The 12,336-nt window shown below is 74.9% G+C and carries 14 protein-coding genes; 6 read left to right on the top strand and 8 right to left on the bottom strand.

Annotation, left to right across the window (positions count from 1 at the left end; translation table 11 throughout):
* Window positions 1-3 precede the first annotated feature (3 nt).
* Complete coding sequence (locus AL2_RS20655; RefSeq protein ID WP_157438261.1) at window positions 4-864, bottom strand: hypothetical protein; 861 nt, start codon at window positions 862-864, stop codon at window positions 4-6.
* A gap of 112 nt (window positions 865-976) precedes the next feature.
* On the opposite strand from AL2_RS20655, the gene AL2_RS20650 reads away from it, so the two are divergent.
* Together AL2_RS20650 and AL2_RS20645 are read left to right on the top strand one after the other, a co-directional pair.
* The gene (locus AL2_RS20650; RefSeq protein WP_067635776.1) at window positions 977-1,765 is read left to right on the top strand and encodes an SAM-dependent methyltransferase; all 789 of its coding nucleotides are present in this window, start codon (window positions 977-979) and stop codon (window positions 1,763-1,765) included.
* 114 nt (window positions 1,766-1,879) lie between these two features.
* Entirely contained in the window at window positions 1,880-2,674 is a 795-nt protein-coding gene (locus AL2_RS20645) for a DeoR/GlpR family DNA-binding transcription regulator (protein ID WP_067635774.1), read from the top strand.
* A gap of 225 nt (window positions 2,675-2,899) precedes the next feature.
* Here AL2_RS20645 and AL2_RS40130 read toward each other — a convergent pair whose 3' ends face one another.
* A complete protein-coding gene (locus AL2_RS40130; protein ID WP_312032861.1) occupies window positions 2,900-3,190 on the bottom strand; it encodes an SAM-dependent methyltransferase in 291 nt (96 codons plus the stop codon).
* A 27-nt stretch (window positions 3,191-3,217) separates the two neighbouring features.
* Here AL2_RS40130 and AL2_RS20635 point away from each other — a divergent pair, with 27 nt between their 5' ends.
* From AL2_RS20635 to AL2_RS20625, 3 genes are read left to right on the top strand one after another with little or no spacing between them, the layout of a single operon-like run.
* Window positions 3,218-4,012, top strand: coding sequence for a carotenoid biosynthesis protein (locus AL2_RS20635; protein ID WP_083946736.1), 795 nt, complete (start codon window positions 3,218-3,220; stop codon window positions 4,010-4,012).
* Entirely contained in the window at window positions 4,000-5,451 is a 1,452-nt protein-coding gene (locus AL2_RS20630) for a phytoene desaturase family protein (protein ID WP_067635770.1), read from the top strand. Before AL2_RS20635 ends, AL2_RS20630 begins: the two co-directional genes overlap by 13 nt.
* Before the next feature lie 2 nt (window positions 5,452-5,453).
* A complete protein-coding gene (locus AL2_RS20625; RefSeq protein ID WP_067635769.1) occupies window positions 5,454-6,572 on the top strand; it encodes a glycosyltransferase family 2 protein in 1,119 nt (372 codons plus the stop codon).
* On the opposite strand, the gene AL2_RS20620 is transcribed toward AL2_RS20625, so the two are convergent.
* Complete coding sequence (locus AL2_RS20620) at window positions 6,523-7,134, bottom strand: glycerol-3-phosphate acyltransferase (RefSeq protein WP_067635925.1); 612 nt, start codon at window positions 7,132-7,134, stop codon at window positions 6,523-6,525. The genes AL2_RS20625 and AL2_RS20620 overlap by 50 nt on opposite strands.
* Between AL2_RS20620 and AL2_RS20615 the strand changes: the two genes are divergently transcribed.
* Window positions 7,094-7,828, top strand: a complete 735-nt coding sequence (locus tag AL2_RS20615) for a spheroidene monooxygenase (RefSeq protein WP_245666777.1) — start codon at window positions 7,094-7,096, stop codon at window positions 7,826-7,828. The genes AL2_RS20620 and AL2_RS20615 overlap by 41 nt on opposite strands.
* Before the next feature lie 5 nt (window positions 7,829-7,833).
* On the opposite strand, the gene AL2_RS20610 is transcribed toward AL2_RS20615, so the two are convergent.
* The 5 genes from AL2_RS20610 to AL2_RS20590 form a co-directional block, all read right to left on the bottom strand.
* Window positions 7,834-8,808 (bottom strand): phosphate acyltransferase, encoded by a 975-nt coding sequence (locus AL2_RS20610; protein WP_067635765.1) that lies wholly within the window; start codon window positions 8,806-8,808, stop codon window positions 7,834-7,836.
* A 1-nt stretch (window position 8,809) separates the two neighbouring features.
* A complete protein-coding gene (locus AL2_RS20605; protein ID WP_067635763.1) occupies window positions 8,810-9,721 on the bottom strand; it encodes a phytoene/squalene synthase family protein in 912 nt (303 codons plus the stop codon).
* The gene (locus AL2_RS20600; protein WP_067635761.1) at window positions 9,718-11,187 is read right to left on the bottom strand and encodes a phytoene desaturase family protein; all 1,470 of its coding nucleotides are present in this window, start codon (window positions 11,185-11,187) and stop codon (window positions 9,718-9,720) included. Before AL2_RS20600 ends, AL2_RS20605 begins: the two co-directional genes overlap by 4 nt.
* A gap of 153 nt (window positions 11,188-11,340) precedes the next feature.
* Window positions 11,341-11,637 carry a hypothetical protein gene (locus AL2_RS20595; protein WP_067635923.1) on the bottom strand — a complete coding sequence of 99 codons (297 nt, stop codon included), beginning with the start codon at window positions 11,635-11,637 and terminating at the stop codon, window positions 11,341-11,343.
* Between the two features lie 135 nt (window positions 11,638-11,772).
* Window positions 11,773-12,276, bottom strand: a complete 504-nt coding sequence (locus AL2_RS20590; RefSeq protein ID WP_067635758.1) for a TspO/MBR family protein — start codon at window positions 12,274-12,276, stop codon at window positions 11,773-11,775.
* Window positions 12,277-12,336: the final 60 nt, after the last annotated feature.

Below are 12,336 nucleotides of genomic sequence, written 5' to 3'. Positions count from 1 at the left end.
GCGTCACCAGAACACGCCGGTGTCCCGCGGCCGCGCCTCGTGCGCGCCGCCGGTCCGCGGGCCGGTCAGCCACCGGGCGAGCACGGCGGCGAGCAGCATCGCGGCCGGCAGGCCGAGCGGCACGGCCGTCAGCGGTGCGACGGACGCCGCCTTCAGCGCCGTCCCGCCGAGCAGGCCCGCGACGCCGAGGTTGGCGCCCTGCCGTCCCGCCGCGAGGACGACCGCGAGGACGGCGGTGGCGACGGCGAGGCCGGCGGCGGGCAGCGCCAGGGCGCGGCGCCGCACGAAGAACCCGAGCGCGACGCCGAGCGCGCCGAGCGCGGGCAGCGCCATCGCCCCGTACCACCGGGCGGGCCGCGGCCTCATCTCGATCGCCAGGACGGGCGCGGGCGCGCCCTCGCGCAGCCGCCAGGCGCGCCGCGCGGCCGGTTCGCCGTCCGCCCGCACCGTGCCCGGCACCGGCGGGACGCGCAGCCTCATCGCCGTGTCCTCAAAGCCCTTCGCGGTGAGCCGCCGCAGGGCGCCGGACGCGTCGATCCGCAGTGCCGCCTTCCGGCCCGTCCGGTAGGCGCGGTGAATCTCGGCGCGAGCAAAGGGAACACCACGCGCTTTTCTGGTGTGAACACGGACTTTTTCGGCAGTGGGGAACATTTCCCGCGCAATGCGTCCGGTCAGGGCCCGTACCTCGGCGTCCGACGAGAGCCGTCCCGCCGCGTGCAGATCGATCTCGGCGCCGCCGTCGTCGAGGACCGTGACGTCCATCCGGGCCCGCTGCGGGGGCGGTCCGCCACCGCCTCCGCAGGCTGCGAGAAAGGCGAGCGCGAGCAGTGCCACGGCGATCGCGGCGAGCCGTCGAATGGACACCACGTCTCCGTTTGTCGGTCATCGCCAAAACGTCATGAGAATGGCCTATTTTATGCGGTACAACGTCCTCGTCGCGCGGGGCAGCCCGCGGCCGTGACCGGAAGGGGCCCTCATGGCCGAGTCCGTCGACCCCGCCACCGTCGAATCCGAGGTGCCGCACGCGGCGCGGATCTGGAACTACTGGATGGGCGGCAAGGACAACTACGAGGCCGACCGCGCCGCCGGCGCCGCCGTGGCCGAGGTGTACCCGCAGATCGTCACGATGGCGCGGCTGTCGCGGCGGTTCCTCATCCGCGCGGTGAGCTTCCTGGCCGGCGAGGCCGGCATCCGCCAGTTCATCGACATCGGGACCGGCCTCCCCACGATGCAGAACACCCACGAGGTCGCGCAGGGGATCGCGCCCGAGTCGCGGATCGTCTACGTCGACAACGACCCCCTCGTCCTCGTGCACGCGCGCGCCCTGCTGGGCAGCACCACCGGTGCGGGCTCCACGACCTACGTCCACGCCGACTACCACGAGCCCGACCTGATCCTCGCCGGCGCCCGCGAGACGCTCGACTTCGACGAGCCCATCGCGGTCATGTTCATGGGCGTGCTCGGCTACGAGCCCGACCTGACCGTGCTCCGCGCCATCGTCGGGCGGGTGATGGACGCGACGCCGTCCGGCAGCCACCTGGTGCTGTGGGACGGCACCGACACCGGCGCGGAGGTCGTCGAGGGCGCGGAGAAGCTCGTCGAGAGCGGCGGCGTCCCCTACGTCCTGCGCAGCCCCGAGCAGCTCGCCCGCGCCTTCGAGGGCCTGGAGATGGTCGAGCCGGGACTCGTCCCGATCAGCGAATGGCGCCCCGACACCACCCCGGCCCCCATCGACGCCTACGGAGCCGTCGCCCGCAAGCCCTGAGGCCCAGCGGCGCCCGCCCCCGGACGCGGCGGAGCGCGGCCGGTGACGGCCCGCCTGATCTGGCATCATCGACGTGCCCGCCGTCATCGTCGGATCGTTCCGGAAAGGGTCTCCATGGCACGTCGTCCGGGGTTCGCGGCCGAGCGGCGGCAACGGCTGCTGGAGATGGTCCGCGTGAACGGCGCGGTCTCCATGCGCGAACTGGCGGCCACGCTGGAGGCGTCCGAGGCGACCGTGCGCCGCGACATCCGCGCGATGGAGGCGGAGGGGCTGCTCGACCGCCGGCACGGCGGCGCGGTGGCGCCGGGCGGGCTGTCCCGGGAGCCCACCTTCCAGCAGAAGGCCAAGGTCGCCGCGGAGGAGAAGACGGCGATCGCGCGGCTCGCCGCCGAACTCGTCGAAGAGGGCGACGCCATCGTGGTCGGCGCGGGCACGACCACCCGGGAGCTCGCCCGCGAGCTGCTCGGCTTCGACTCGCTCACCGTGGTCACCAACTCGCTGCTCGTCGCCCAGGTCCTCACCGAGGCGCGCGGCGTCGAGGTCGTGATGACGGGCGGCTCGCTGCGGGGCGCCATCCACGCCCTGGTCGGCGGCGCCGCCGAGCAGACCCTCGCCAGCCTGCGGGTCCGCCGGGCGTTCATCTCCGGCAACGGGCTGACGGCCGAACGCGGCCTGTCCACGCCGAACATGCTGGTCGCCGGCGTCGACCGCGCCCTCGCGCACGCCGCCCAGGAGGTGGTCGCGCTGGTCGACCACACGAAGGTGGGCGTCGACACCATGTTCCAGACGGTCCCGGCCGACGAGATCGCCTTCCTGGTGACCGACGCCCGGGCGCCGAAGCCGGAGCTGGAGGAGATCGAGAACGCGGGGGTCGACGTCTGGGTCGCCGCCGTCCCGGGCGACGCCTAGCTCTCGCAAGTCCGATCAATATCTGTCATGACCCTGCGGGCGGGGTGACGCTGTACTGGCCCGATGATGTCGTTATATGAGCGATGTTGACAGGATCTGATCGAAGGTGGCTCAATGGCGGCACCGAAGCCATCCCGACACCGACGCGGTCCACGCGGAGAACGACGAGATGCCGCTCCGCTGATCGGTTCCGCCTCCAGACCGGGCGGCGGGCGCACAGACCCACTACCCCGGGGCGCCCGCCGTCCACCGGAGATCCCGCCGGGGGCCGTCCACGTAGACGACGTGCGCGTCGGAGATGACCTTCTGGGCGACTTCATGCACGTTGCCCTGGGTGGGCAGCCCCGTGCCGAGGTCGATGAACTGGTCGATCCCGGCCTCGGCCAGGTAGTGGACGACGCGCTGCAGGAACCGGCGGTTCTCCCAGACGGTGGCGTGGCACAGCACCTCGGCGGGACGCGGGTTGTCAGCCGAGTCAGGGCGGGCCGCATCGCCTGGGAGGGAAGGTGCATCCACGGCGGTGGTCTCCTGCGAAGGCCGTATATGGGGCAGGTGCGCGGGCGGTGGGCCGGACGGCGTGCGAGCGGCGTCGAGCGGCGGGCGAGGGCCTGGGCGCTCGCGGGGGCCGGGTCGCTGGGCGCGATGGTGGTGGCGCAGGTCGTGTCGGGGGTGCGGCCCGAGCCGATCCGGTTGACGAGCGTCGTCGTGGTGCTGCTGGCGGCGAGCGCGGTGGCGTTCGCCGCGGGACGGGACGGGACCGGCCGCGCGGCCGGGGCCTTCGGCGCCGCGGTGGTCGGGGGGTATGCGGCGGAGTGGATCGGTGTCCGCACGGGTGTTCCGTTCGGGGAGTACTCCTATACGTCGCTGCTGCGGCCTCAGCTGGGCGGTGTGCCGGTGATCGTGGCGTTGGCGTGGGGCGGGATGGGGCTGGCCGCGCATGCGGTCGCCACCGCGATCGTCCCGGAGAGCGGGCCCAGGAGGTGGGCGGCGGGCGCGCTGGCGTTGACGGCGTGGGACCTGTTCCTGGATCCGCAGATGCTCCGGCTGGACCTGTGGAGGTGGGCGGACGAAGGGCCGTACCGGGGCGTGCCGCTCAGCAACTTCGCGGGATGGCTGGTGGTATCGCTGCTGGTCATGGGAATGATCGACATGATCGTCGGACGGACGCGGGCGCCCGCGTCCAGGGGGCTCGTCGCGATCTACGGGGTGATGACGGTGATGGAGACGCTGGCGTTCGCCGCGGTGTTCGACCCCCCGGACCGGGGGGTGGCCGCGGCCGGCGGGGCGGCGATGGGGACGTTCTCCGTCCTGGCCTGGAGGCGTCGATGGCCGAGGTGATCGTGGTCGGCGGCGGCGTCGGCGGGATGGTCGCCGCGCTGCTGCTGGCGCGGGGCGGCCACGAGGTCCGGCTGTACGAGCGGCTGGACCGGCTCGGCGGGAAGCTCGCCGAGCGCGAGCGTGCGGGGTTCGTCTTCTCGCTGGGGCCGTCGCTGCTGACCCTTCCGGGGATCTTCCGGGAGCTGGGCGTCGCCCGCGAGCTCGTGGAGCTGGACGAACTGTGCCGCTACCGCTTCGCCGACGGGTCCGAGCTGCGCGCCTGCCGCGATCCGGATCGGATGGCGGCGCGGGTCGAGCGGCTGGCCCCCGGGGAGGGGGAGGCGTGGCGCGCCTTCCACCGCTGGGCGGCGAGCTGCCTGGACGCGTCGCGCCGGACGTTCTTCGCGGGACCGCTGGGCCGCCGCCCCGAGCGGGCGCGGATCGGCGACCTGGCCGCGGTCGCCCCGGGCCGGACGCTGGACGGCCTGGCCCGCCGGTTCTTCCGCGACCCGCGGCTGCGCCAGTACGTCGGCCGGTATGCGACGTATGCGGGGTCGAGCCCGTACCGGGCGCCGGCCGCGCTCGGCTGCGTCCCGGCGATCGAGCACGGGGAGGGGGGCTGGTACGTGCCGGGCGGGCTGCCCCGGCTCGCCGGCGACCTGACCCGGCTGCTCGTCGAGGCCGGTGTGGACGTCCGCACCGGCAGCGAGGTGGTGGAGGTGATCGCCGACCGGTCGGCGGTGTCGGGCGTGGCGCTGGCGTCGGGGGAGCGGGTGAGCGGCGACGCCGTGGTGGTGAACGCCGACGCCGCGGCCCTGTACGGCCGGTTGCTGCCGGATCGGCGGAGGCTGCGCAGGATCGGCCGGCTGGGCCCGTCCTCGTCGGCGTTCCTGCTGCTCGCCGGCGTGGAGGGACGCACCGAGGGGCTGCCGCACCATTCCGTCGTCTTCTCGGCCGACTACCGGCGGGAGTTCGGCGACATCTTCGAACGCGGGGTGCCGCCGGAGGACCCGACGATCTACATCGGCTGCTCGGCGGTGGACGACCCGTCCCAGGCGCCGGCCGGGACCGAGAACTGGGTGCTGCTGGTCAACGTCCCGGCCGGCGATCCGGGCCGCTGGCCGCTGACCCCGGACGCCTACCGGGACCTGGTGCTGGACCGGCTGGCGCGCCGCGGGCACGACCTGTCGGGCCGGCTGCGGTTCGTGGAGTCGTTCACCCCCGCCGACCTGCGCGACCGGTACGGCGCGTGGGGCGGGGCGATCTACGGGACCGCCTACCGGGGGGCGTTCGCGCCGTTCCGCAGGCCGGGCAACCGGGGGCCGCGGCGCGGGCTGTACCTGGTGGGCGGGTCGGCGCATCCGGGCGGTGGCCTGCCGCTGGTCGCGATGGGCGGCCGGATCGTCGCCTCGCTCGTCGAGCGGGACATGCCGGCCGGGACGGGCGTGCGGGTGAGATGAGGATGCTGACACCGCTCCAGACGGTGGCCGCCGGGGTGGTGGCCGCGCGGCTGGCGCGCGGCCGGAACCGTCCCGCGGCGTTCGTGCCCGGATTCTCCGGACCGCCGCCGCGGCCGGTCTCCGTGGTGATCCCGGCGCGGGACGAGGAGTCGCGGATCGGGGACTGCGTGCGGCCCCTGCTCGCGGACCCCGACGTGTCCGAGGTGATCGTCGTGGACGACGAGTCCCGCGACGGCACGGCACGGCTCGCGGCACGGCTGGGCGCCAAGGTCGTTCCCGGGGCGCCGCTGCCGGACGGCTGGGTCGGCAAGCAGTGGGCGTCGCATCAGGGCGTGCGCGCCGCCGAAGGGCCGCTCGTGGTCCTGCTGGACGCCGACACGCGCCCGAAGCCGGGGCTGTGCGCGGAACTCGTGGCGCTGCTCGACGGCTTCGATCTGGTGTCGGCCGGACCCCGGTTCGTCTGCGGCGGCGTGGCCGAGCAGGCGTTGCACGCCTCGTTCCTGGCCGGCCTGGTCTACCGGTTCGGGCCGATCGGCCCGGAGGCCGCGTCGCCGGGCCGGCTCCTGGTGAACGGCCAGTGCCTGGCCTTCCGCAAGTCCCGGATGTCGCAGGCCGACGGGTTCGCGCGGGTCCGCGGCCATCTCACCGACGACGTCGCCCTCGGCCGGCTGCTCGCGCGGGACGGCTGGCGGATCGCCTTCCGCGACGCCGGCGCCCTGCTGGACGTCGATATGCACGAGTCGGCCGCGGATGTGTGGCGCGAGTGGGGACGGTCGATCTCGCTGCGGGACGTGACCGGGAGCGGCGGGCTGGCGGCCGATCTCGCGGTCGTCTGGCTCACCCTCACCCTGCCGATGCTGCGGCTGGTGACGGGACGGCCGACACCGCTGGACCTCGGGCTGCTCGTCCAGCGGCTTCTCCTGGCCACGGCCCTGCGCGCCAGTTACGCGCGGCCGGGCATGGGCCTGGCGGTCTCACCGTTCTGCGACGTGCTGACCGCGGCGCGCCTGACGTGGTCGGTGCTGCGGCCGGCGCGCACCTGGCGCGGCCGGACGTACGGCCGTCCGGCGGTCAGGCGCGGCGCCCCGCCACGGCGGCCTGTCCGAAGCGCAGCCCGATGAGGCACATCAGCGCCCCGGTGCCCGCGACGTGCTCGGCGGGCGCGAAGAGCAGTTGCAGCACCGGCAGGGAGAAGACCGCGACGCGCGTGCCCCGGGCGAACGAACGCGACGCCAGGCTCACCCCGGTCAGCAGCGCGACGCCGAGCCCGAACGCCGGCGGGCAGATCACCGCGAAACCGCCGGCGAACGCGAGGATCGAGCGGCCGCCCCGCCGGCCCGCGAACACCGGCCAGGCGTGCCCGGCCATCGCGGCGGCGACCGCCGTGTACACGGGCAGGACGCTCGCCCCGGCGGCCGTCCCGAGCGCGCCGGTCTCGCCTCCGCCCGCGGCCAGCCCGACCAGGCCCGCCGCCGTGCCCTTGAGCATGTCGCCGGCGAACACGGGGACGGCGGCCTTCCAGCCGAGCTGCTCCATCATGTTCCAGAAGCCGGGGTTGCGGTCGCCGACGTCGCGCGGGTCGATGCCGTGGGCGCGTCCGACGAGCACCGCGACCGGCACCGAGCCGAGCAGGTAGCCGCCGATGGCCGAGCCGAGCACGGGAACCGCCGATACCAGGGTCATCGCCTCGTTCCACCTCATCAGGTACGCGGGTGTGGACGCCATGCGGCACATGGCGTTCGACCGGCCGCCGCTGCGCCGCACCGGCGGGCTGTCGTTCTGGCGGCTGCTGGGCACGGGCCGCGGCCGGTCCATGAGCCTGGGCGCCGACCTGCGCCGCTGGGCGCTGTTCGCCGTGTGGGACGGGGAGCCCGCGCTGGAGGAGTTCCTCGCGCGCTCGCCGGTGGCCGGACGGTGGCGGGAGGAGGCCGCGGAGTCGTGGCACGTCCGGCTCGCGCCGCTCGGCTCCCGCGGCCGCTGGGGCGGACGCGACCCCTTCGCCGCGGCCGGACCCGCCCGTTCCGCCGGCGACGGGCCGGTGGCCGTGCTGACCAGGGCGTCGATCCGTCCCGGCCGGCTGCGGGCGTTCTACCGGTCGGTGCCGGACGTGGACCGGGACCTGCGCCGCCAGGAGGGCTGCCTCGCCTCGATCGGGGTGGGGGAGTGGCCGCTGGCCCGGCAGGCGACCTTCTCCCTCTGGCGGGACGAGACCGCCATGACGCGATTCGCCTACCGGACGGATGCGCACCGCGCCGTCATCGGACGCGTGCGCGGCGAAGACTGGTACGCCGAGGAGCTGTTCGCCCGTTTCACCCCCTACGCGAGCCGGGGCACCTGGGACGGGCGCGACCCGCTGCACGCTCTCAGTCCCGGCTGAGCACCTCACGCGACCGGCCCTGCGGAAGCGCGACCGCCCGCCGGCACCGGCTCGTCCGCCGCGCCCAGCTCGGACGCGACCACGCACGCGCGGGCCAGGGCGGCGGACCGGGAGGAGCCGTGCCCCACGACGACCGTGCCGGTCAGCCCCAGCAGGGCGGCACCTCCATGCGTGTCCGCCGTGTAGAGCCGCGCGACCTCCGCCAGCCGCCCGGACGGGGCGATGCCGGCGTCGGCGACCATGTCCAGGGTCGTCCGGACGCAGCCCTCGATGTTCTTCAGCACGACGTTACCGGTGAAGCCGTCCGTCACGACCACGTCGACCGTTCCGGCCAGCACGTCGTGCCCTTCCACGTTGCCGTGGAAGCGGACGGGCATGCCCGGCAGCAGCCCGGCGGCCTCGCGGGCGAGCCGGTTGCCCTTGCCCGGCTCGGCGCCGATGGACAGCAGGCCCACCGACGGGTCGGGCGCGCCGAGGACGCTCCGCGCGTACGCGGCGCCCAGCAGGGCGAACTGCGCGAGCATCTCCGGGGTCGGGTCGGCGGTCCCGCCGGCGTCGACCAGCACGGTGGAACCGGTCAGCGTCGGCAGCGCCACGGCCAGCGCCGGGCGCAGCACGCCCTCCCGCCGCCCGAGGGATCGGACCGCGCACGTCACGACGGCCCCGGTGGACCCGGCCGAGACGAACGAGCCGCCCTCCCGCCGGGCGAGGGCGCACCCGACCATGAGGCTCGAATCCCGCCGGGCGGCGGCTGCCGCGCCGCGCTCGGCCATCGGCACGATCCCGTCGGCGTGCACGACCTCCACCTCGCCGGCGCCGCCGTGCCGCCGCAGTTCCCGGCGCACGTCATCGGCCCGCCCGACGAGGAGGACGGGGACGCCGTGGTCGCGGTGGGCCGCCAGAGCCGCGGGCACCGTCTCCGCCGGCCCGTGGTCGCCGCCCATCGCGTCCAGCACCACCGGACGCGTCGCCCCGCCCATCTCAGGTCACCCTCGCCGGGAGCCGCCGTTCGGCGCGGCCGGCGGCGGCCGCGGCCAGCAGGTGCCGCGCGAAGATCGCGGCCCGGCGGCGGCGCGGCACCCGCGCCCGCGCGGTCAGCACGTCGTGGCCCGCCGCGGCGATCTCGTCCAGGATGCCGCCGTACAGCTCGTACGCGGCCCGGATGCAGGGGCGGGAGGACGGCGCCAGCAGCTCCACGCCGTCGAGCGCGCGGCGGTAGTGGTCCCGGGCGCGGTCGGACTCGAAGGCCACCAGCTCGCACAGCGCCCGCGCGCGGCCGCCGCGGCGGAGGTCGCCCTCGGTCACCCCGAACTTGGCGAGGTCCTCCTGCGGCAGGTAGATGCGGCCCCGGGCCAGGTCCTCGGCGACGTCCCGCAGGAAGTTGGTCAGCTGGAACGCGCGCCCCAGCTCGCGGGCGGGCTCGCGGGCCGGCCGCCCGGCGCCCGGCACCGTCTCCAGGACGGGGAGCATCATCAGCCCGATCGCGGCGGCCGAGCCCTCCATGTACGCCAGCAGGTCGTCGTAGGTGCCGTACCGGGTGACGGTGAGGTCGGCGCGCATGGACCGCAGGAAGGCGTCGATGTCGGTGCGCTCGATGCCGAAGGAGCGGACGGTGTGCACGAACGCGGGCAGCACGGGGTCCTCGATCGCCTCGCCCGCCAGGCTCGCGCTCAGCCGCCGGGCCACCTCGTCGAGCGCTCTCGCCCTTCCGCCGGTGTCCGGGGCGGTTTCGCCGCACGTGTCCACGATGTCGTCGACGTGCCGGGTGAACCCGTACAGCGCGTGCACATGCCTGCGCTTCCACGCCGGCAGCAGGAGGGTGGCCAGGTAGAACGAGCGTCCGTGGCGGGCGTTGAGACGGCGGCAGTGTTCGTAGCTCGCGGTCAGCGTCATCGGCGGCCTTCCAGGATGCGGGCGGCGGCGAGCCGCCCGGAGATCAGAGCCGGTGGGACGCCCACACCGGGCGCGGTGTACATCCCGGCGAAGTGCAGGCCGGGGACGCGGCGGCTGCGGCCGGCGGGCCGGAACCAGGCCGTCTGGGCGAACCGGTGGTCCAGCGCGAAGGGCGTGCCCGCCGAATGGCCCAGGCGGGACCAGGCCCGCGGATCGAAGGTCCGCCGGGGCGCCGCCGACAGGTCGCCGTACCCCAGGTCGGACAGGCGGCCGAGCAGGCGCTGCTCCAGCCGCGGCGCGAGACGGTCCCAGTCGGCTCCGCTCGCCATGTTCGGGGCGGGTTCCAGGACGCTCAGCGTGCAGTGGCCTGGGGGCGCCGCGGTGCCGTCGCCCTCGGGGCAGGTGACCAGGAGACTCGGGTCCGGCTGCGGGCGTCCGGCCGTCAGAGCCGAGAAGGTGCCGGCCCACTCGCGGCCGAAGTGCAGCGTGTGGTGCGCCCGGCCGGCCGGCCGGTGGTCGAGCCCGAAGTGCATGACCAGGCAGGACGGTGAGTACCGCGGGCGGCGCAGCCGCCAGTCGCCCGCCGCGTCGGGCAGCAGGCCCCGGTGGGCCTCCACCAGGTCGCAGGTGACCACGACCGCCCCGGCGGGGAGCCGCTCGCCGCCGGCCAGCCGGACCGCCGCCACCTCGGACGCGTCCGTCTCGACCCGCTCGGCCCGCACGCCGTACCTGACCTCCGCGCCCGCCTTCCCGGCCACGGCGGCCAGGGCCTGCGGAACCGCGTGCATGCCGCCGGCCGTGGGGAAGTACACCCCGCCGACGGTGTCCATGTGCGCGACGACCGCGTAGATGGCCAGCGCCTTGGCGGGCGGAAGCCCGACGTACAGCGCCTGGAACGTGTGCGCCCTGACGAGCCGCTCGTCGGTGAGCTGGCCCGCCACGAACCGGTCCAGGCGCCGGAACCCGCCCGCCGCCGCCAGCCTGAGCAGCGCCATGGGACGGGCCATGCTCCGCAGCCGGGTCATGTCCGCGTCGATGAACGCCGGCCATTCGGCCTCGAACATGGCGCCGAGCCGCCGCCGGAACCGCAGGTACCGGGCCGCCTCGTCCGGCCCGCACAGCGCGCGGACGTTCTCGGCCATCCGCTCCGCGCCCGCCACCACGTCCAGCCGTGAGCCGTCGTGGAAGGACAGCCGGTAGAACGGGTCCAGGCGCCGGAGCGGCAGCAGGTCCTCCATGTCCGCGCCGGCCGCGCCGAACGTGTCCGCCAGCACCTGCGGCATGGTCAGCACCGAGGGGCCCGTGTCGAACCGGTAGCGGCCGGCATGCGCCGACCCGCAGCATCCGCCCGGTTCGTCACGGGCCTCGACCACCACGACGTCACGGCCCCGCGCCGCGAGATGGACCGCCGCCGACAGCCCGGACAGGCCCGCCCCGATCACGACGACCGGACCGCCCGCCGCCATCAGCGCCCGCCGCCCGGACCCTGCACACGATGTCGGGAGTGCACTGTTCCTCCATCGTCGTCCGAAAGGTTCTGCACCGTTCTTCGGAACCGGGCGGCCGATCGGTTGCACAGGGCCCGGAGGCGCGGCCGGGTCCGCCGGGAATCGCCGCGATTAACGCATGGCGGCGGATGGCGACGTGGCGGCCCTCTCGTCCATCGAGGCGCGCTGCCCCGATGTCCCCATCCCGGCCTCGTCGCGTGTCTCCTCCATGCGGAGGGCGAGACCCATGGCGAAGAACGTCGGGGCCCATTCGCCGATGAAGATGCCCCACCGGTCGGCGCGCTCCAGGCCCGCGTCCTCAAGCCGGTTGGACGCCGCCCAGGAGGCGAAAGCGAGGCCGATCGAGGCGATGCCCGCCGTGTACATGACGCTGGACTTGATGCCCCGCTTGTGCAGAGTGTTGATCATATTCCCCCCTTGATCGATCAGCTCGTACCCCCCTCTGACCTGCACAAGCGCACCTGAAGCGGACTTTGCCCGCCATACACCCTTTGAAGGACCCGCAGGCCCGGGTACTCGGCCCCGGCGCTCGCCGTCGGCGGTCTAACGGTTGCGACGTGCGATGTCGGCGTTCAGTGCGGTCGCGAACGTGCACCAGGCCGCGTACGGGACCAGTGCCCCGGCCGCCGCGGCGTCGACGGCGGCGGTGCGGCGGATCAGGTCGGCGTTGCTCAGGTCGAGCAGCACCGTCCCCACCAGCCCGGCCTTCGTGCTGCGCCGGCCGAAGAACAGATGGTTCCAGGCGGTGTTCAGCAGCAGGTTGACTCCGAGGCTGGTGGCCAGCGCACGATGGCGGCGTCCCCGCGCCCGCAGCAGGGCGCGTCCGCCCGCCCAGGCGACCGAGGCGTACAAAGGCGTCCATACCAGCCCGAACGCCCAGGGCGGCGGCTGCCACGGAGGCTTGGACAGCGACTGGTACCAGACGCTGTTGGCGTTGACCGCCTTGGATCCGATGGCCGCGGCCGCCGTCACGGCGGCGGCCGTTGCCGCGTAGGTCCGCCACCCGCCGGCCGCCGGCCGCCGCTCCGGCTTCTTCGTCGACTTCATGGCCCGCCTCTTCCCAGGGCGGCGGCACTTGCACGCGTCCCGGGCGCCGAGGTGAAACCG

The organism is Actinomadura latina NBRC 106108 (assembly GCF_001552195.1).
GTDB lineage: Bacteria > Actinomycetota > Actinomycetes > Streptosporangiales > Streptosporangiaceae > Spirillospora > Spirillospora latina.
Note: the sequence above shows the minus strand (reverse complement) of the source record. Positions and strands in the feature narration are given on the sequence as shown.